This window comes from Tannerella sp., from assembly GCF_030528505.1.
Classification (GTDB): Bacteria; Bacteroidota; Bacteroidia; order Bacteroidales; family Tannerellaceae; genus Tannerella.
The window spans coordinates 1-20199 of record NZ_JAUMYS010000057.1; the positions used below are offsets into that span (position 1 = coordinate 1).

The window sequence follows — 20199 nt, forward strand, 5'->3', positions numbered from 1 at the left end:
ATAATTATTTTATTGATCAATAAAAAATTGTCTGTTTTTAAGGGGAGACTATTTAGCAAAACCATAAACTGTTTTTTTACCGATTACATCGCCTTTCTCGTTTTTGTCGTCAATGGTTTTGGCTTTAAATCCGTATTGGGTGCGATGAGCTTCATCGGCAATAACAACAACATTTTCTCTTTCCGAAAGCAGCTCATATACAGCGGGTTAACCTGAGATTGTCGAAGGTTCAGGTTGAAATTTTTGAATGGTTGTAAAAACCACACCGCCCGAACCAACTTTTAAAAGTTCTTTCAGTTGCTTTCTGTCTTCGGCTTGTACAGGCTCTTGACGTAATAATTGTTTCGATGCTGCAAATGTATCAAAAAGCTGGTCGTCCAAATCGTTCCGGTCGGTAATTACCACAACGGTTGGGTTATCCATTGCCAACACTATTTTACCTGTATAGAATACCATTGAAAGCGATTTGCCACTCCCTTGTGTGTGCCAAACCACACCACCTTTTCGGTCGCCAATGGGTTGTTGTTTTACTCCCGATAGTCCGTAGCTCTCCGGAGATTCCTGTACAGACAAGCCATGGTCTGCATCTGTTGTATAATAAAGATTCTTAATGTCGTTTTTAATATAGCCCGAAGCTCGTAAGGTGGATTCTACAGCTCGGTTTACCGCATAGTATTGATGGTAAGCCGCCATTTTCTTTACGGTCGTAATCGTGATAACGCCCGTGTCGGGATCTTCGTGTTTTGATTTTTCGAATACGATAAAATGACGGATAATATCAAGGAGCGTTTCTTTGTTGAGCATACCCAATACAAGAGTTTCCAACTGGCTCACCAAATGCGATGCTTCTGCTTTCCCATCGGAAGTCCGCCACGCCATGAAACGGCTGAACCCGGCAGAAATAGAGCCCGCCTTGGCTTCCAAACCATCTGAAATTACGACAAACCCATTATAAGTAAATAGGCTTGGAATTATGGTTTTATACGTTTCAATTTGTCTATATGCTGAATGAATAGTTGCGTTTTCATCGGCTGCATTTTTCAATTCAATAACCACCAACGGAATGCCGTTGACAAACAAAATTACATCGGGGCGTTTGGTTCGACAACGCTCACCAACCGCTGCGGTGTCTGAGCTTGTCATGGTGTCTGAGCTTGTCGAAGACACCGTAAATTGATTGGCAACTACAAAATCATTGTTATACGGATTTTTGAAATCAATCAGCCAAACACGGTCGCCACGGTCATCGCCGTCAATCCGTTTTGAAACAGGGATACCCTCGGTTAAAAGCCTGTGAAAAGCTTCATTATTAGCCAATAGTTCAGGCGAAGCAATACGTTGGATTTCTTTTATAGCTTCGGCTTGCGCATCGGCAGGAATGGATTTGTTTATGCGTTTTACTGCATTTTGTAAGCGTTCAACTAACAAAACCTGCTCGTAAGTTTCCCTTTCAGGCGTTTCACCATCGGGAGCAATATTAGGAGCATACACGTATTCGTAACCGAGTTTTTCAAATAATTCGATGGCGAAGTTTTCGATGATATTTTCTGTAATTCGGGTCATTTTTCAGGTGTTTTATTCGGAGGATAGAATTTATCATCATTCCATTTTAACGGATTGTTGATGATGTATTCAGATATATTTTGATACGATTGTTCGTCGCGGATAATATGGTCGTAAAAACGCGATTGCCATGCAAAATCGAACCCCAATCGGTGTGCGTGTTTGGATATCGCCGATTTATACGAACCTATAATTGACGACAATGTGTTTTTGCCCTGGTTTTGAAATCGTTTTTGCCCAATGGTTTGTTGTTGGGATTGTAGAGACAACGCATGCGTTGTCTCTACGTTATTGTCGTTATTGTCGGCGTTGCCATCATTGTTGTTCAATATCAATATCCCGTGCACGTGATTGGGCATGACCACAAATTCACCCAATTCAATGTTTGGGGCGTGGTTTTTAATTTCATGCCATAAAATATCGGCAATAATTCCGATACCCGACAATTTCATTTTTCCATTAACCACCTCACCCAAAAAACATTCCCTGTTGTGTGTGCAAATAGTTACAAAATAGGCTGCATTCCACCTATAATCCCAATTTTGCAATCGGGTGGATGGTATGCGGTATTTGTTTTGAAATTTATTTGTCATGGTTCAATTTCAGGTAACTCGTATGATATGGTTTCTGCATCAAATAAATAGACCTCTTTGTTTGGAAATTTTTGTTTTGCCAAGTCTATATTTTTATTTATTTGCTTCCGTAAAGAGGAAATAAATATTTTATCAATCTGTGAATTGTTTATTTGATTAAAAATGTGGTCATCATTATCTGCAAGAGAACTTCCAATGATAACCATATTGCCGGATAGTTGAGCAAGTTTGTTATAACAGTGAAGTAAATATCCGTTTTGCTTTATGACATCCAACTTGTTTTTTGACTGGAAAACACACACGATATCTTTATTATCATCGTTCAAAAATTCTTCTAATCTATCGTATAATGCTTTATCGGTTTCTTGTGTAATTTTTTTTGTTTTTTGACCATCTTGAACAATGTGAAAAGCTCCATGTAGAAAAAATAAATTTTGAGTAGAGCTATCTACATTAAAAACAAAATCACCATCAAATAAAGAGAGTTGCCTGCTGCCATCGTCAACCTTGGATAAAATTTTATGTTTTTTTTCTTCCTCAAGAATTTTGTCGATTACCCTAGAAATATCTTTGGTTGTCCATTTTTTATTGTTAGCCTTACTATACGTTTTAACTGCTAATGTAAATTGTGTTTTAGGTAAAAGGGAAAGGTCTCTTTTAGTTGAGATATCATTATCCCCAATACTGATTTCCAAAGTCCCATTTTCTCTTGCTTGTTTTATTTCGCTATAAATGCTGTTTTCTTTTTCATCTAAATCGTTTTCAATAAATTCCAATGTTGGAATAAAGACAATACTATTATTTTCGTCAGTTTGTATTGGTTTAAACTTCAATAATAGCATATATATAAACGAATCATAATTAAGGGTAAAATAATTAGTAAATTTTTGAAGTAGAATAAAAATACCTTCGTTCTTTTCGTCATAAATATTCTTTATTTTTGATTTCACAATTTCATGAAGAGCTTGCATAAAATCTAATTTAATCTTGTTACAAGCATATTTTTTCAGAAATATGTCTTCATCTGCGATATGACTAGTAATCTTTTCTAAAAATAATTCTAGATCATATCCACTCTCTTCAATCATCGTTTTTGCTTCTGCATATATTCCACGATTGTGTTCAAGCATCTTATTAAAAATATCTTTATACCCAGTGTTGACGCCAAGACCGTAATTGAAGCCATTGGCAATTAGCAAATGATTCTCCTCGTGCTCTATTTGTTCAAGAACGTCATGGTAGGTTAAAATGTTAGCATTGTTTTTCATCTTATGGTATGTTATAATTACTATTCTACTTCAACTCTTACTTCTCCACTCATCAACTTCAGCAAAAGCGTATCGCGCAAGGCGGTGAGGGTGCGGATTTGGGTTTGGTTTGATAATATCTTTAAAAAATATGGTTTTATTGATTCATTAAATTGAATAATAGTTTCTTTTACTGGTAGTGAGATTGTAATTCCTTTAAATGTATTTGTTGTAATTGTATCGAAAACACTTCCATAGGCTGCTGATTGAAGTTCCTCAACAGAATGAGATACAAGTAAGTAGGAGAAGAAAAAACAATCTTTAAATTTTGGAAGAATACCATAATTCGATTGACTATATGCCATTGGTTCAGACAGAATACAATATTTCCCGACTGTGCCTCTTGCGGAGATAACAGTTGAAAATTTCGGTAAAAGTTTTGCTGAACTATTTATCAATCCCAATTTTGTAATTGATTTTTCTGAATTGACTACAAAATTTTTGTGATTGCTAGCAATATCTCCGCCAGAAAGCCATTTGATATTTCCATCCCAATATTCAACAACGGATGTTTTGGGTGTTCCTCCACCAACTAATTCAATTGCGTCATATAAGGAAATTTCTTCCCAATCCTCCTTTGCCTCTTCCACAAACCACTGCCTAAACAGCGTTTCCGCCATTTTTTCGAGGGTGGCGTTTTGGCGGTGGAGCAGGTCTATCTTATCGTCGAGGCTGGAAAGTATGGAGGCGATGGATTGTTGTTCGGGTAATTCTGGTAATTTTAAATATAAATCATCAAAAGCCTGTTTAGGTACTCTTTGTCTGCCAGAGGTTCCATCAAAGTTCTTTTCTGCATGATCTCTGACATCACTCCACCTACATAAATAGTATACAAAATCGGAATCAGAGACTGTAGATCTTCCTCTTAATACATGAAATTCTGTAGAACCGAAGCCAATTCCATTTTTTAACCCTTTAACCTGACATATTTTACCATTTTCCAGACAGGGCGTAATTCTTGCAAATAATGTATCTCCATTTTCAAACCTGCTTCCTCCAGACAATATTCTTTCTTGTGATGGTTTACAAAACCTTTGGCCATCAGTTAAATCTTTCATTTCGACAAAAGAAACTAATTGATCTTTGGGGATTTTAACAGATGGGTTAACCTCGGCAAAATCTGAAAACCGATATTCTTTCCACTCCCTCATTTGTTATTCTTATTTTGGAGATTAAGTTGTTTGGGCTGTTTCTCTTTTCCCAATTTTTTAATACTGTCGGCTACCGGTAGGTTTTCGGGCATGGTGCCGCCCAATTCCTGTATGGTTTTACGTACTTTTTTACCAACTTCGTAGTGAGTTTGGTTGGCTTTCTGTTTCCCCTTAATGTTTTCACGTCGCAACTTTTCTTCGGTTTGTGTTGCACGAAAAAGATTGGCTGCCAATTCGGTACTACCCATGTGGTCGAGTATTTGCTGACTTTTCGTTAACCCTTTCTTTTTGTGGATTGCCTTTGCATCTAATCCTCCATACAACCCCATATACCCATGGTTCTGAAAAATTGCATAATCAATCGGTTCGATTACTCCGGCATCTTTTGCGGCAGCTGCAAGTTGAGTATTATGTTTTGCCATTTCATTACGAAGGAACAATCGTTTTTCGTCTTCGGTACTCAAACGGTTGTACTCGCCCATTTGGCGAATTTCCTGTAAGCGGGTCTGTACGGCAAAATAGGTTTGCCCCAAAGCGACCACCTCTTTGCCGGGGTCTGCATTTTGGACTATTAGATAGCAGGCATAACGTGAAAGTTTAACGCTTTCCACCTCTCGTTGAGCCGTTTTCCCTAACATTATCATTTCGAGGATATCCTCGAAATGATCTGTGATTTGTTGATTGCTATTGGCGCACGCCTCTTTTGCTCGTTCAATAACCGGTAGAAAATGTCGATATTCGGAGTAATCCAACACTTTAGCCATATCTCTGGCACTCCAATATTCATTGCCATTTTTGTCTATTCGCTTTATTTGCTCAAAAATATTTTGTCCGCGTTGAATTTCTTTTTCCATTTCAATTGCTGTTTAATTTTATTTTCTCAAGGTTTTCTGCAATAATCTTATTTAGCCGTTCTTCTTCTTTCAATTGCTCTTCAAATTCGGCTTTCAAAGCAGAAAAACGTTCCTCAAAGTTGAAATCGTCTTCTTCGTCGGGCAAACCTACATACCGCCCGGGTGTGAGCACATAATCCAACTCTTTTACTTTGCTGATTGGGACAGATGCACAAAAACCGGCAATGTCTTCATAAGCGGGGGCTGAGCCTGTCGAAGCCCGCCAATTGTGGTAGGTTTCTGCAATTTTTTGAATATCCTCATCAGCTAATTCACGGGTACGTCGGTTAATTAAATGTCCAAGGTTTCGGGCGTCAATAAATAGAATTTCATTGCTGCGGTCAGGAGTGGCGGTGCCTTCGACAGGCTCAGGCACCGTGCGGGTTGAGCCTGTCGAAGTCCGGTTGCGATTCATAAACCAAAGCGAAGCCGGAATTTGCGTATTGAGAAAGAGTTTAGCGGGCAAGTTTACAATGCAATCAATCAGATTGCTTTCAATCAATGCTTTTCTTATATCACCTTCGCCCGAGGTCTTGGAAGTTAGCGAACCTTTAGCCAATACAAAACCGGCTTGTCCGTTGGGGGCTAAGTGGTAAAGGAAGTGCTGAATCCATGCGTAGTTGGCATTTCCCGTTGGCGGTACACCGTGCTGCCAACGTCCGTCTCTGCGCAACAAATCGCCTCCCCAGTCGCTTACGTTAAACGGCGGATTGGCAATAATATAATCGGCTTTCAGGTCTTTGTGTGCATCATTCAGGAACGAGCCTTCGCTGTTCCATTTTACCTGCGAACTGTCAATTCCACGAATAGCAAGGTTCATTTTGCACAAACGCCATGTCGTTTGGTTGCTTTCCTGTCCGTAAATGGAAATATCGTTTACACGTCCCTGATGTTTCGAAACAAATTTTTCACTTTGAACAAACATTCCTCCTGAGCCACAACAGGGGTCAAATACCCGTCCTTTGTATGGTTCTAACATTTCAACCAATAACTCAACCACACTGCGAGGGGTGTAGAACTGTCCTCCTTTTTTACCCTCGGCAAGGGCAAATTCTCCGAGGAAGTACTCAAATACATGTCCCAACACATCAGCACTTCGGGTTTTGGTGTCGCCAAGGGCAATGTTGCCCACCAGGTCGATCAATTCGCCCAAACTTGTGGGGTCGAGGTTTTGTCGGGCATACACTTTAGGCAAAACCCCTTTCAACGAAGGGTTTTCCTTTTCGATTGCATCCATGGCATCGTCCACAAATTTACCAATGTCGGGCTGTTTTGCTTTGGATAAAAGCATTCGCCAACGAGCATCCTGCGGTACAAAAAAGACATTTTCGGCTTTGTATTCGTCTTTGTCTTCCGGGTCGGCTCCCTGTGCTTCTTCTGCTTTTAGTTTTGCATACAATTCTTCGAAAGCATCGGAGATGTATTTCAGGAAAATCAATCCCAATACCACATGTTTATATTCAGCCGCATCTATATTCTTTCTTAACTTGTCGGCTGCTTTCCAGAGTTTTTTTTCTAAAGACTCTTCGTGTGCTATTTTCTGTTTTTTTGCCATTTGTATTTTTCTTTTCTGATTTAATAAATCTTAATTAGGCCTCAAAGGTAATAATTTGTTCTTTCATTTATATCTTTCTAAACTTGCTCCTTCTGTATCACACCGAATTGGGGAATTATAATCTCGGATCTACTTCTTCACTTTCCAAGGCCAATATCCCGAATACACTTTCATGTACTCGTCTCAAAGGCTCTTTTTTGACGAATCGTTCCAGTCCTTCTATACTAAGCGCAAACTCTCGGAGTGCCAATGATTGTTTTCTCGAAAGGCTTCTGTTTTTAAGTCGTTCGATATTTTCGGGAGCATCGTATTCAGGCCCGTAGATAATTCTCAAATATTCGCTTCCCCGGCATTTTACGGCCGGTTGCAAAAGACCTTCCGAACCATAAGCGATAAAGTCATATGGTTTGACTACCATGCCTTCTCCTCCTTTGCTGGTCAGGTCGATCCACCATTGCACGGCATCCTCAAAGCTGGACGAATCATTGACTTCGACGATCTTGTATGGGGTCGTCATAAACAGTCGGGGATCGCATTGGCATATCTCGGCGATGTGCTTCATGTGCCATTCATGCGTTTTGTCTACATGCACTTGGCCTTCGGTCGCTAAGATGTGGAAAGGCGCTAATTTATAATCGTCGATGCTTCGAACAGTCCAACAATAATTTTGATAGGCCTTTACATACTTATCGATTGCCTTGGCTTTAGTTTCAAACTTTTCCAAATAAGGCTGCGCTTCTTTCATGCCTCTGTCGACAGCCTTTTGCAGTACTTGTTCAACGACCGTTAATGCGCTTCCCGCTGCTGCGCCGACCGAGGCATACTGATCTTTCAGCAAAGCCTGTGCTTTGGCTGACCATGGCATTAACTCCGCATCAAGACAAATCCAGTCTGTGTTGAATGTTTCCCAGATATTCGCTTCCAACAGGCATTGATTGACTCTTGTCATAAAGGCTTTTTCGATGACCGGTTCATTGAAAAAGCTCCTGCCTGTTCGTGTATAACACACTCCGATGCCTTCATTTTCAATACCAAAACGTTTGAGGGCGGCCTCTTCGTCTTTACAGACAACCAAAACGGCCCTTGAGCCCATGTGTTTCTCTTCACAAACGACTTTTTCGACACCTCTTTTTTTGTAGTAATTCAATGCCTGTACAGGATGTTCGAGGAAATCGGGCAAGTCGCTGGTAGCACATGGAGACATCGTCGGGGGAAGATAAATCAGCCATTTGGGATTGATGGCAAAGCGGCTCATCACCTCTAAGGCGGCAATCGAGTTTTCTTCGCGGATGGTGATGTTGTTCCTGAGCCGCGTTTGTACAATACGCTTGCCTGTAACGTCTTCAATGTTCAGTAAGTCGTCATACTCGTGTTGTGAGCTGAGTTTCTTTTCCGATGCAGGGTAGTCCAAGGGCTTTACAGGCTCGCAATAGACCTGCTTGGCCTTGACGGAGACGAGTTCTTCTTCCGGATAACGTAATGCGGTCAGTTTGCCTCCAAACACACAACCCGTATCAATATCTATCGTCCGGTTTAACCACTCGGCGTCCGGAACGGGGGTATGCCCGTAAACGACTTTAGCCTTTCCTCTGTATTCTTTCGCCCAGTTGTATCTGACAGGTAACCCAAACTCATCGATTTCTCCCGTCGTTTCTCCATACAGGCAGAAAGAACGAATGACACCGGAGGCACGGCCTTGCATCTCCTCTTTCAGTCCCGCATGCGCAACAACCAGATTGCCTTTGTCAAGCACATAGTGACTAATCAAACCGTACAAAAACTGCCGAACGCTCTGTTTAAACGCGATCGATTCGTTTTCGAATTGCTTTACCGTTACTTCTAATCCGTGCTTGATTTGAACTTGTTTGCCGCTCAGGTATTTCAGCAATTTGATATCATGATTGCCCGGCACGCAATAAGCTACTCCGGAGTGAACCATGCTCATCACGAGGCGTAGCACGCCCAGTGAATCAGGGCCACGGTCAACGAGATCGCCGACAAAGACGGCCTTTCTACCATGAGGAGCAAGCACCTCAAACCCGAAGTTCAAATCGTCGGCTTTTACATGGTTTATTTGGTAGCCGAGCGTCGTAAGAAGTTCGTATAACTCATCGAAACATCCGTGCACATCGCCGATAATATCGAACGGCCCTGTTTCATCTTTCTTATCGTTATACAGTTTTTCCCTTTTGATTTCAAGCACTTGCTCTACTTCTTCCTCCGATTTTAATACATAAATCTGTCTGAAGCCTTCTTCTTTTAAATGCTTGACGCTCTTTTTCAGTTGTTGACTTTGTTGATGAATAACGTGCGCTCCGATGTTACGTGACGGTCTGTTCTTGTTTCTTTCTTCGCAGACTTTTTCAGGCAAATCCAACACAATGGCCACCGGCAAACAATGGTACGTCCGGGCTAACTCAACCAATCCCTTTCGAGATTCTTTTTGTACATTGGTCGCATCGATCACGGTCAATAAGCCATTCTTCAGGCGTTTGCCCGCGATGTAATACAAAACATCAAACGCGTCGTTCGTAGAGGCCTGATTATTTTCATCGTCCGAAACGATCGCTCTACATTCGTCGGACGATAAGATTTCCGTGCGTTTGAATAATTTTTTAGCCAGGCTGCTTTTTCCGGAGCCTGAAATACCGATTAATACGACTAATGAAAGTTCGGGGATTTTAATTTCCATATCGAAAGATTGCCATTTGTGACGGAGCTCCGATCTGTGCTTCTTCGTCACCGACCGGTAAAATCTCCACGTTATAGTTATACGTTTCTCCTATTTTGTTTGCCCATTGGGCGAACTCTTCTCTGGTCCACTCAAAGCGATGGTCGTCATGCCTCATGTTTGCAGCGTCCAACTTCTCCCACATCACATTGTATTCTTTGTTGGGCGTCGTCAGGATGACGGTTCGCGGCTGGGCGCATTCAAACAGCACACGTTCAAACGCTTGAAGTCTGTTTACGTCTAAATGTTCGATGACTTCTACAACGGCTGCCGCGTCGAAGCCTTCGAGACGTCTGTCTCTGTACGTTAATGAGCCTTGGAAAAGATGAATCCGCTCTTGCTGCTTCGGAGACATCTCATTGAAATGAAGCTTTTCTTTGGCTTTCAACAATTCCTGATATGAAACGTCCATTCCCGCAATCTCGGTGAACTGTTTTTGTTGCAAAAGTTCTCTGAGCAGCTTCCCATCGCCGCATCCTAAGTCTAACACGCGTTCCGCGCCGGATTCGGCTAATTTCTGCGCGACCAACTTGATTCGCTTTTCGTGGAGCGTTTCTTTCCGCTTCTCCGATTCTGTTTTTTCGGCAGACGCTTCTGTCGAACGGTCTATTTCTTCTCCTTCGCTTAACCGTTCGAGTGCTTGGCGAGAAAGCGAATGCAGATGAATCAAATAACGCTTTATGATTGATTCTTTTTCGGGATGATCGTTGAGCCATCCTTTTCCTTTTTGCAGCAGCTTCTCGATTTCGTCTTTGCTCACAAAATAATGCTTGTCATTGTCCAGTGCGGGGATTAAGACATACAGATGCGAAAGCAATTCCTTCGTGGTTATGGTATGTTCCAGTCTTAAGGAGAAGTATTTACTGTCTCCCCATTCCGGAATTTTTTCATCTAACGTATGGTTTTTCAGGTCCACCTTGTATCCGAGAGGCTCAAATAAGCTTCGAATCAGCATTTCTCCGCCTGCGGGTGCGGAGAGAGAGGCGATTGAAACCTCGAAAGGCAATTTCGTCTTTACGAGTTCGGGCTTCTCTTTGCATTTGCCGTTCATGGCCGATGAAAAGACTTTCGAAAGAGCCACACTCATAAACGAGGAAGCCACATAAGGCCGGTCGTTTACATAGTGCGCGAGGGCAAATCCGTCTCTGCCTAAATTTCTTGCGCTGCGAACCATGTCTATCGGATCGATGTCGAGCAAAAGGCTGACCGTTATCTTCTCCTCGCTCTTTTCGGGATAGAACACATGCGCTTTTCCGACCGACAAGTCGAACGTTTGAAATTTGTCCGGATGTTTATGGAGCAAGTAGCCGAAGTCTGTTGTCGGTCGATGTGTTGTTGTAATATTTAAGATCATATGATGATGCCTTTTTTATATATTTCCCATTCAAAACTTGTTTCTTACGATGCCTTTATGGATAGGTCGAAGCCAATCTGTTCGTCTCAAGGGCATGATGGGAATAGTACTGTTTTCTGTGTTGATGAACTATTAAGCCGTTTGTTTATTTATTCGTTTATTCTATTGGCTTTTGTCATGTAATGTCTTTTATTCATTTATTTCTAAAACTTCTTTAACTAATTCTTTGTATTCTGTTCTTATACTGAAATTATCTTTTTCCCACTGATATTTGGGATACTCATAATGAATTATTTGTCGTAAAAAATCCTTTTTGGTTTGCCCGAGTTGGTTTGACATTAAAGCGATAAAATATCCCGCTTTATTCTCGTCTATGGCTTCTCCTGCTTTTACAAATTCTTTTTTAAGTTGTTCTCTTGTTATTTTTTCTCTTTTTAGTAAAACAGGTAATAATATCGTTTTTAGTCTTCTTGACGACCATTGTTTATTATTAAGATAAGTTGTAAGCAATTCTTTTAATTTCTCGGGCTCGTATGTTCCGGGTTCGTCAGACATTGGGATTGTAAACTTTTTCTTGTTTGATTTTTCCTTTTCAATTTCCTCAGGGATAATTACAGTTCGTGAAAGCAGTTCGTTTCCCGAAGAAGTTTTTACGTAATTCAGAATAATTGCATTAATTCCAATATCATATTTCGATGACAACCATTCGATCATTCTGCTTAATGATTCATCGATGGAAAAACCTACTAACAAGAGTCTTTGTGCTTTATTAATTACCAAATCGTCAAGTTGAATATTTTCAAAATGTTCCGTAAGATAGTCTTCAAGCGAATTGCCTGAAAAAGTCAAACAAATTTCATTTAATTTTTCAATGTCCCAATTTGCCACATCTGAAGCATAATCGATAGCTTGGGTTAAAATATCTCTCGCTAATTTATCACGTTTGAGTTCTACGACGACTAAATTTCCGTTATTGTCAATTCCTAAATAATCGAGTGGTCCTGACTTAGTCCATACCTGCTCTCCAAAAACTAAAATATTATCTCCAAGGATTTTGGGATTTGTTTTCAACCACTTCTCCAAATCATCCTTTTCTTTTCTCCCATTCTGGGCAAGCGTTGTATTGATTTCTGTCAATTCTCCGTCAATTATCTCCCAAGTTTTTATCTCAGTTGCCATCGTATTCTGTCTTTTTTCCCTGTTTTCTAACGCGCAAAGATACAAACTTCATTTATTTTATACATATCTTCACGCTTATTCAATCTATTCTTCGAGAACATGGATGCAAGTATTAAGACCTTTTCATCCATCCGCCTAAATGTTTCCGAAAAAGGCTTAGACGATTGGGGAAAAACATTTAGACGTTTTTAGAAAAAAGGCTTAGATGATTTTAGGAAAACTTTTACACGTATAAGGAAAAATGTTTAGATGTATTGGTGAAAAGGTTTAGAAGTTTGTATTAATGTTTGGGACGATTCGGTAAATGTTTGGATGCTATTTGATTATATGGGTTTGGATTTGCAGGGATTTTTGCTTAAATTTGTCTCTCCAAAAATTTAAAAAATCGCGTCATGAAAGATTTTACTTATTATGCTCCTACCGAAGTGGTGTTCGGAGCAAACTCGGAAGAGAAGGTGCCCAAGCTGATCAAGCGTTACGGAGGGAACAAGGTGTTGATACATTACGGAGGAGGCAGCGCCGAGCGATCCGGTCTGCTCGAGAAAATCCGCAGCCTGCTTAACGGCGAACAGATTCCTTTCGTAGAGTTGGGCGGTGTCGTGCCTAATCCCAGACTGTCGAAAGTGTACGAAGGCATCGAACTGGGACGCCGCGAGTCTGTCGATTTTATCCTTGCCGTGGGGGGAGGAAGTGTTATCGACTCGGCCAAGGCGATTGCCTACGGACTGGCCTACGAGGGCGATGTGTGGGACTTCTTCGAGGGCAAGGCGAAAGCGCGAGCCTGCTATCCTGTGGCGGCCGTACTGACCATCCCTGCGGCAGGGAGCGAGATGAGTAGCGGGAGCGTGATTTCGAAGGAAGAAGGGGAACTGAAACGGGCTTACGACAGCAATTTCGGACGTTGCCGTTTCGCCATCATGAATCCGGAGCGTACTTATACGTTGCCTCCCTATCAGACAGCCTGCGGGGCGGCAGACATCATGATGCACACGATGGAGCGCTATTTCTCGCACGACGACGATATGACGATTACCGATACGCTGGCCGAAGGGTTGCTGTGCGTCGTGAGAGACAGTACGTTTAAAGTGCTGGACGACCCGACGAATTATCGACATCGCGCTCAAATTATGTGGGCCAGCAGTCTTGCGCACAACGACCTGACGGGATGCGGCACAACACCCGACTTTGCCACGCACATGCTCGAACACGAGCTGAGCGCTCTGTTCGACGTGGCTCACGGCGCGGGGCTGGCCGCCCTTTGGGGAAGCTGGGCGCGTTACACCTACCGTGAGAATGTCTCCCGTTTCGTTCGGTTTGCCGTCAATGTGATGGGAATCGACAACGACTTTACCGATCCCGAAGGTACGGCGCTGGCCGGCATCAAGGCGATGGAAGATTTCTACCGGGCTATCGGCATGCCGGTGAGCATCCGGGAGTTGATCGGGCGCGAAGCCACCGACGAGGAGATTCGACTGATGGCCGATAAATGCAGTCGGAACGGCAGCGTAACGGCCGGTAGCTTCAAGAAACTGAATCGTGAGGATATGGAAGCCATCTACCGCATGGCCAACCAATAAGCCGTCATACATTTCAGCAACAAAACACTTATGAATATTCGGATTAATCATATCGATATTTATACCGAACGGGAAATCATCCGCGACGGAAGTCTTCTGCTGTCCGACGGCGTTATTGCATCGGTCTGCCGTACTTCGGAAGAGACGGCAGACGCAGCGACGGTAATTGATGGGAGAGGGCTTGCGGCGGTACCCGGCTATATCGACGTGCATTGTCATGGCGGAAGCGGGTACGACTGCAATCAGGGAACGGAAGAAGCCGTCGTGAAGATGCGTGCGTTTTACGGTAGGCACGGCGTAACCACGCTCTACCCGACGTTGGCGGCCGACCTGCTGCCCGAGCTTGAGCAAGGGCTGCAAGCCATCCGTTCCGTCATGCGGCAGAACAGAGCGGGAGAGACGGAGATCGCAGGCTGTCACCTCGAAGGGCCTTTCCTGAATAAGATCTACAAAGGAAGCCAGGCCGAAGACGCCATTCTCCCCATGACAGACGATCATCTGCGGTTTTACGAAACTTACAGCGACGTCATTCGGCGCACTACTATCGCGCCCGAAGTAGGGCGTAACCTCGAATTTTTTCCGGCGTTGCGGGCGATGCATATTCAACTGTCCGTCGGGCATAGCTGCGCGGAATACAACGAGGTGCTGGCGGCGATAGAAGCCGGAGCGACGAGCGTGACGCATCTTTACAACGCCATGTCGCAGACGAAGAAAACGGGGCCATTCCGCATCGGCGGTGTTGTTGAGGCGGCATTGACGCAAGACGCGCTATATGCCGAAATCATTTGCGACGGCTATCATCTGCCCAATGAGTTGATTCAAATTGCCTATCGCTGCAAAGGGGCGGATAAACTCTCGGTCTGCTCCGATGCCAGCAGAGCGGCCGGCGTCGTGACGCACGGCGACACGATTCATTCGTGCGGAGAGACGTACGTAGTCGAAAACGGCGTCGTCATGAACAGCGCGCGCACCTCGTTAGCATCGTCCATCACTCCGATCGACGGGATGGTGCGTCATCTCATCTTCAACGTCGGACTGCCGGCGACCGACGTCGTCAGGATGACGAGCGGAACGGCGGCCAAGATGATGGGCATCTTCGACCGTAAAGGTTCGATTGCCGTCGGTAAAGATGCCGACATCAATCTCGTCGATGCACGGTTCAACGTCGTAAAAACTTTCTGCAGAGGTGTGCAGGTGAGCGGAGAATAGGTCTCTTCGAATTCGAAGAGCTCTTCCGGAAACATCGGCTGTCGGAGGCGCGGGTTCGTGAAGGGATAAAAAAAGAGGATGTGTCGTTTTGATACATCCTCTCTTTTTTATTTGGTTTTGTTTCCGATTTCTTTGTTTATTTCGCCCCGGAATACCGTTTATTCAGGTATTCCACGATTTCGTTCGTGATATTGTAGGCATCGTCTGCCAGAAAAATCGGGCTGCCGGCCGTATTGCTGAAAATAATCTGATAGCCTTTGTTCTGATTATACTGTTTCAGATAGTGTACTACCGTGTCACGCAATTGTTCGTTCATAGCTTGTGTTTGCTCCATCAATTCCTGTGTCAGTCGGCTGTCCAGTTCCTGCAATTCCTGTTGTTTCTTCATCAAGCGCTGTTGTTCCTGTTCGGCCCGTTCGCGCGTAGCAAATGCGCCGTTCTGCAACTTGTACTGGAATTCTTCGGCTTCCGATTGCAGACTACGCGCTTTCTGTGTATAGTTGGCCCGCGCATTCTCCTGCTTTTTCAGAATCTGCTCGTTCAGATCGATAGAGAAATTGTACTTTAGCAATAATGAATCTACATTAATATACGCCACCGGAAAGCCGGCAATCTGTTCGCCCGACTCGGTTGTCGTATTCAGGGCGGGAGTACCGCTCTTTTTTCCGGAGAAATACATTACAAACAGGATAATCACGGCAATCGCGAGAATCCCTTGAATCACATAGTTTACATTATTCTTCATATATCAGCCAAAATTTAATTTATATTCATTTCTTTCATTCGTTCTGCAAGGTTTTTATGACGTGCCGCTTGGCGGTCTTGTGTTCTTGCGCAGCAAATCCCCTGTTCGCGTAAAGCAAGACTGCTGTCTATGTGTGTATTCGGAAAATGTCCGTCCTTTTTCAAAATGACCCTTATGCAGAGCAGAACGACACAAATAGTCAAAATAATAATTGCTGTTCCTATTGTTAGCGTGATAAACATTTTTCTTATCTTTGTGGACGCAAAGATACAAGTTTCGCCAAATAGAACGTTCCTTTTTGCGAATATTTCTGTTTTTTTTCCGTTTGGCACTCGTATCTTGGATAATATTAACGGTTTAACGCAATGTATAAATAATTAAAAACATGAAGACAATTTTAGATTTACAGCCCGCCATCGTGTGGAAGTATTTTTACGAAATCACGCAAGTACCTCGTCCGTCGAAAAAGGAAGGGAAAATTATCCGGTATTTAGAAGACTTTGCCGCTCAACACAATCTCCCGATCAAGAAAGACTCCGTGGGAAATATCCTTATCTCAAAAGCGGCTACACCCGGATATGAGAAATTGCCGACCGTCGTATTACAGTCGCACATGGACATGGTTTGTGAAAAGAATAATGACGTGACCCATGACTTCGATAACGACCCGATAGAAACGGTTATTGACGGTGAATGGCTGCGTGCCAAAGGGACGACGCTGGGTGCCGATAACGGAATCGGGATGGCGGCCGAATTGGCGTTGCTGGCGTCTGACAAGATCGAGCACGGCCCGATCGAATGTCTGTTCACGGTTGATGAAGAGACAGGTCTGACCGGCGCGGCGGCATTGGCCGAAGGCTTTATGACCGGAAAAATCCTGCTCAATCTCGACAGCGAAGACGAAGGACAGCTCTTTATGGGATGTGCCGGCGGGAAAGGTACGGTAGCGACATTCACGTACGCACCGGCTTCCGCACCGGCTTCTCTGCAATATTTCAAGATTGTCGTTACGGGATTGACCGGCGGGCATTCGGGAGGAGATATTCATAAGCAGCTCGGAAATGCCAACAAACTCATGGCGCGTTTCCTTTATACATTAGATAAGAAGTTCGACATAACGCTTGCCGCTGTCGAAGGAGGGAACCTGCACAATGCGATTGCCCGCGAAGCTTATGCCGTTATCGGTCTGAAAGATGAAGACCGCGAACAGGTGCGCGTCCTATTGAACCGTTTTCAGGCTGATGTGGAGAACGAACTTAAACACGTCGACCCGAATGTGCGCATGACAATGGAGACGGTCGAAGCTCCGAAGACATGCATGCCGAAAGAAATGGCTACGCGATTGATTCGTTCGTTGCTCGCCTGTCCGCACGGCGTGATGGGCATGAGCCAAGACATCGAAGGCCTGGTGGAAACATCGACTAACTTGGCGTCGGTCAAGATGCCGGAGAGCGGCAAGGTCGTTGTAGGCACAAGCCAGCGCAGCTCGCTCGAATCGGCGAAGAATGCCGTAGCCGATCAGGTGGCCTCTGTGTTCCTGTTGGCCGGTGCCGATGTGCAGCATGGTGAAGGATATCCGGGATGGGCGCCGAATCCGAACTCGGAGATTTTGAAGGTAGCGCAGGAAACGTATCGCAAGCTGTTCGGTAAGGACGCGCAGATTATGGCGATTCACGCCGGGCTCGAATGCGGGTTGTTCCTCGAAAAGTATCCCTATCTGGATATGATTTCTTTCGGCCCGACGTTGCGCGACGTACATTCGCCCACCGAGCGCATCGAAATCGCCACAGTCGATTTGTGGTGGAAACATTTGCTTGAGGTGTTGAAAAACATTCCCGCATAAAATATTCCGCGTAAAAAGGCGTTCTATTACGGTAGAACGCTAAGAGAAAGTGGAGAAAAAGTTTATCATTTTTAGTTTATTGATCGGGTTGTTTATCAACCTGACCGTCGGTTGTGAGGGGGTGGACGATTACTCGACCAACCCCAACCTCCGACTTGATTTTTCGACCGATACGCTTTCGTTCGATACCGTCTTCACCACGATCGGTTCGGCCACGAGGCATTTCAAGGTCTATAACCCGAATAACGAGAATCTGCGCATCGAATCGGTGATGCTCGCGAACCCCGGAAAGAGCGGATTCCGCATCAATGTGGACGGCCGCAAAGGCAGTTCGTTCCGCGATATCGACATCTGGAAGCGAGACAGCCTTTATATACTCGTCGAGGTGACGGTTGACCCGAACAACTCCGACCAACCGATGGTCGTCGAAGATTCCATACTGTTTTATACGAACGGCGTCAGACAATCCGTGCTCTTGCAGGCTTACGGGCAGGATGTACATCTGCTCAAAGGCGGGGTGACATACACCGAGAATACGACGCTCACGGCCGATCGGCCTTATCTCATCTACGACAGCTTAGTCGTTTCCGAAGGGGTGACGGCTACGTTGCAGCCGGGCGCTACGCTCTATTTCCACAAGCATGCCAGTCTGATCGTTTCGGGCAACCTCAAAGCTAAAGGGACGCGTGAGAAACCGATCGTTTTCCGTGGCGACCGTTTAGACAGTATCTATGCGAAAACTACACTGGCTTACGACCGCACGCCCGGACAATGGGGCGGTATTTATTTCAGGGCTTCAAGTTTTGATAACGAGTTTGAACAAGTGATTGTAAAAAACACGACTTCCGGGTTGTTTTTCCACGAATCGACACCGGATAACTTGAAAATCCGCATCCACGACTCGCAGATCACGAACAGTCAGGGTAATCTTCTGCTGGCCGTTAACTGTCGTATCGAAGCGTCGAACAGTGAATTTACGAACGCGACCGAAAACACGGTCTGTCTCATCGGCGGCTTCTATCAGTTTACGCATTGCACGATCGCAAACTACATGAAGCTGGCGCCGCGTAAACGGGTGGCGACACTGGTACTTTCCGATACGGCGAAAATAGACAATCGATCGGTGCATCTTCCGATACGGCAGGCCGCATTCGACAACTGCATCATCGACGGAAGCCTGCATCACGATACGACGAAGCTTTATCGGGGTGAAATCGCATTTTTTACGAAAGATAACCGTCCCGAAGGCGGAGACGGATTCAACTATCGTTTCAACGCATGCCTTATCCAAACGAAAAAAATAACGGATAACCCGCGCTTCGTTCAGTGCATCTTCAACCAGAGGCCAATGTATATCCGCACCGGAAGCGAGGATGATGCTTATGCGTTTGATTTCCGGCTGGCGAATAAATCCGTTGGAATCAGCGGAGCCGACCGTGCCATAACGGCCCGGTATCCGACCGACCGCTATGGGGTCGGCCGTCTGAACAATCATACCGGCCCGTCGATAGGCGCTTACGAATACGTCTATCAAGAAGAAAAAAAGAAGAAATGAACCATTTTTCTTTTCGGATTGTTTCATAGAAAACACGGAATCCGTTGGGCACGTGCAGCGGAGGAGGTGAAAAACAAAATGAGTTATTAACACTAAAAACCGAAAGAAGATGAAGAAAACATGGTTTGTAATGATGCTGTTGATGGCAGCAGGGATGGTAATGGCGCAGGAAGCCAAGTATGAAATCAAGTCCGGCATCGTTAAAAAAGTGTCGACAGTGATGGGACAGAAAGTCGAAAGCACATTGTACTTCGATGACTATGGGAAGATGGAAGCGGTGGAAACGACCGTTAACGTCGCCGGTACGGAGAAGCACATGCGTACGCTCGACGAGGGTAATTCGATTGCCAGTATCGATTTGGACGCAAAGACCGTTCAGCGGATGGAAAAGCCCGACAAACTGGATAACTTTTTGACGCTAACGGATGAGCAGAAAGAAAAGTATAAATATCAGGAATTAGGCGAAGAAACTTTCTTGGATCGTCCGTGCAAAAAAATTTCGTTGGAACTGACCGAGATGGGACAGACGTTTCAGGGTACGTTATGGCTTTGGAAAGGCATCCCGTTGAAGACGGAGACGCAGGTCGGCGGCATGACAGTGGTCGAAGAGGCTGTTGAAGTGCAGGAAGGGGTCGAGATTCCAGCTGAGAAATTTACCGTTCCCGAAGGGTTTACCGTATCGGAATAAGACGATTTCCACCTTACGGAAAACAAAATGAGAAGAGGGTGTGTCAAAACGCAATGTTTGGGCACACCCTCTTTAGGTGTGTAAGCATGGGGGAAATTGGGGAGCGCTAAGGGTGAGAGAGAGGGAGTACGCGTTGTTGCACAACAATGACCTTAAAACAGCAGTTTTTGCCCCGTTGTTGTGCAACAATGACTCTTAAACAGTCGTCCCTTAAAAACAGACAATTTTTTATTGATCAATAAAATAATTATACTTT

The 20199-nt window shown here is 44.3% G+C and carries 14 protein-coding genes and 1 pseudogene; 5 read left to right on the forward strand and 10 right to left on the reverse strand.

Annotated elements, in window-relative coordinates; translation table 11 throughout:
* Positions 1–48: 48 nt before the first annotated feature.
* The 9 genes and pseudogenes from Q4A89_RS09215 to Q4A89_RS09255 all read right to left on the reverse strand — a co-directional run bounded on the left by Q4A89_RS09215 (position 49) and on the right by Q4A89_RS09255 (position 12326).
* Positions 49–1563, reverse strand: a pseudogene (locus tag Q4A89_RS09215) (type I restriction endonuclease subunit R).
* A complete protein-coding gene (locus Q4A89_RS09220) occupies positions 1560–2156 on the reverse strand; it encodes a transposase (protein WP_303185079.1) in 597 nt (198 codons plus the stop codon). Before Q4A89_RS09220 ends, Q4A89_RS09215 begins: the two are co-directional and overlap by 4 nt.
* Positions 2153–3424, reverse strand: coding sequence for a DUF4917 family protein (locus Q4A89_RS09225; RefSeq protein ID WP_303185080.1), 1272 nt, complete (start codon positions 3422–3424; stop codon positions 2153–2155). The genes Q4A89_RS09220 and Q4A89_RS09225 overlap by 4 nt, the downstream gene beginning before the upstream one ends.
* Positions 3425–3444: 20 nt before the next feature.
* Positions 3445–4614, reverse strand: coding sequence for a restriction endonuclease subunit S (locus Q4A89_RS09230; RefSeq protein ID WP_303185081.1), 1170 nt, complete (start codon positions 4612–4614; stop codon positions 3445–3447).
* A complete protein-coding gene (gene dinD / locus Q4A89_RS09235; protein ID WP_303185082.1) occupies positions 4611–5468 on the reverse strand; it encodes a DNA damage-inducible protein D in 858 nt (285 codons plus the stop codon). Before dinD ends, Q4A89_RS09230 begins: the two co-directional genes overlap by 4 nt.
* A 1-nt stretch (position 5469) precedes the next feature.
* Positions 5470–7062 carry a class I SAM-dependent DNA methyltransferase gene (locus Q4A89_RS09240; RefSeq protein WP_303185083.1) on the reverse strand — a complete coding sequence of 531 codons (1593 nt, stop codon included), beginning with the start codon at positions 7060–7062 and terminating at the stop codon, positions 5470–5472.
* A 115-nt stretch (positions 7063–7177) separates the two neighbouring features.
* Positions 7178–9754, reverse strand: coding sequence for a polynucleotide kinase-phosphatase (locus Q4A89_RS09245; RefSeq protein WP_303185084.1), 2577 nt, complete (start codon positions 9752–9754; stop codon positions 7178–7180).
* Positions 9744–11147: a 3' terminal RNA ribose 2'-O-methyltransferase Hen1 gene (locus Q4A89_RS09250; protein WP_303185085.1), complete on the reverse strand. Its 1404-nt coding sequence runs from the start codon at positions 11145–11147 to the stop codon at positions 9744–9746. The genes Q4A89_RS09245 and Q4A89_RS09250 overlap by 11 nt, the downstream gene beginning before the upstream one ends.
* Before the next feature lie 189 nt (positions 11148–11336).
* A complete protein-coding gene (locus Q4A89_RS09255; RefSeq protein ID WP_303185086.1) occupies positions 11337–12326 on the reverse strand; it encodes a hypothetical protein in 990 nt (329 codons plus the stop codon).
* Between the two features lie 392 nt (positions 12327–12718).
* Here Q4A89_RS09255 and Q4A89_RS09260 point away from each other — a divergent pair, with 392 nt between their 5' ends.
* Together Q4A89_RS09260 and nagA are read left to right on the forward strand one after the other, a co-directional pair.
* Complete coding sequence (locus Q4A89_RS09260; RefSeq protein WP_303185088.1) at positions 12719–13903, forward strand: iron-containing alcohol dehydrogenase; 1185 nt, start codon at positions 12719–12721, stop codon at positions 13901–13903.
* 30 nt (positions 13904–13933) lie between these two features.
* Positions 13934–15112: an N-acetylglucosamine-6-phosphate deacetylase gene (gene nagA, locus Q4A89_RS09265; protein ID WP_303185089.1), complete on the forward strand. Its 1179-nt coding sequence runs from the start codon at positions 13934–13936 to the stop codon at positions 15110–15112.
* Positions 15113–15248: 136 nt separating this feature from the next.
* On the opposite strand, the gene Q4A89_RS09270 is transcribed toward nagA, so the two are convergent.
* Positions 15249–15857, reverse strand: coding sequence for an OmpH family outer membrane protein (locus Q4A89_RS09270; protein WP_303185090.1), 609 nt, complete (start codon positions 15855–15857; stop codon positions 15249–15251).
* Between the two features lie 385 nt (positions 15858–16242).
* On the opposite strand from Q4A89_RS09270, the gene Q4A89_RS09275 reads away from it, so the two are divergent.
* The 3 genes from Q4A89_RS09275 to Q4A89_RS09285 all read left to right on the forward strand — a co-directional run bounded on the left by Q4A89_RS09275 (position 16243) and on the right by Q4A89_RS09285 (position 19943).
* Positions 16243–17700: an aminoacyl-histidine dipeptidase gene (locus Q4A89_RS09275; protein WP_303185091.1), complete on the forward strand. Its 1458-nt coding sequence runs from the start codon at positions 16243–16245 to the stop codon at positions 17698–17700.
* 49 nt (positions 17701–17749) lie between these two features.
* Positions 17750–19255 (forward strand): hypothetical protein, encoded by a 1506-nt coding sequence (locus Q4A89_RS09280; protein WP_303185092.1) that lies wholly within the window; start codon positions 17750–17752, stop codon positions 19253–19255.
* A 109-nt stretch (positions 19256–19364) separates the two neighbouring features.
* Positions 19365–19943 (forward strand): hypothetical protein, encoded by a 579-nt coding sequence (locus tag Q4A89_RS09285; RefSeq protein ID WP_303185093.1) that lies wholly within the window; start codon positions 19365–19367, stop codon positions 19941–19943.
* Positions 19944–20199: the final 256 nt, after the last annotated feature.

Excerpts from the sequence above, each read along its gene's own strand:
- Q4A89_RS09275 (WP_303185091.1), top strand. The coding sequence starts at position 16,243 with ATGAAGACAATTTTAGATTTACAGCCCGCCATCGTGTGGAAGTATTTT.
- Q4A89_RS09225 (WP_303185080.1), bottom strand. The coding sequence starts at position 3,424 with ATGAAAAACAATGCTAACATTTTAACCTACCATGACGTTCTTGAACAA.
- Q4A89_RS09220 (WP_303185079.1), bottom strand. The coding sequence starts at position 2,156 with ATGACAAATAAATTTCAAAACAAATACCGCATACCATCCACCCGATTG.
- Q4A89_RS09245 (WP_303185084.1), bottom strand. The coding sequence starts at position 9,754 with ATGGAAATTAAAATCCCCGAACTTTCATTAGTCGTATTAATCGGTATT.
- Q4A89_RS09270 (WP_303185090.1), bottom strand. The coding sequence starts at position 15,857 with ATGAAGAATAATGTAAACTATGTGATTCAAGGGATTCTCGCGATTGCC.
- Q4A89_RS09285 (WP_303185093.1), top strand. The coding sequence starts at position 19,365 with ATGAAGAAAACATGGTTTGTAATGATGCTGTTGATGGCAGCAGGGATG.
- Q4A89_RS09250 (WP_303185085.1), bottom strand. The coding sequence starts at position 11,147 with ATGATCTTAAATATTACAACAACACATCGACCGACAACAGACTTCGGC.
- dinD (WP_303185082.1), bottom strand. The coding sequence starts at position 5,468 with ATGGAAAAAGAAATTCAACGCGGACAAAATATTTTTGAGCAAATAAAG.
- Q4A89_RS09255 (WP_303185086.1), bottom strand. The coding sequence starts at position 12,326 with ATGGCAACTGAGATAAAAACTTGGGAGATAATTGACGGAGAATTGACA.
- Q4A89_RS09260 (WP_303185088.1), top strand. The coding sequence starts at position 12,719 with ATGAAAGATTTTACTTATTATGCTCCTACCGAAGTGGTGTTCGGAGCA.
- nagA (WP_303185089.1), top strand. The coding sequence starts at position 13,934 with ATGAATATTCGGATTAATCATATCGATATTTATACCGAACGGGAAATC.
- Q4A89_RS09240 (WP_303185083.1), bottom strand. The coding sequence starts at position 7,062 with ATGGCAAAAAAACAGAAAATAGCACACGAAGAGTCTTTAGAAAAAAAA.
- Q4A89_RS09230 (WP_303185081.1), bottom strand. The coding sequence starts at position 4,614 with ATGAGGGAGTGGAAAGAATATCGGTTTTCAGATTTTGCCGAGGTTAAC.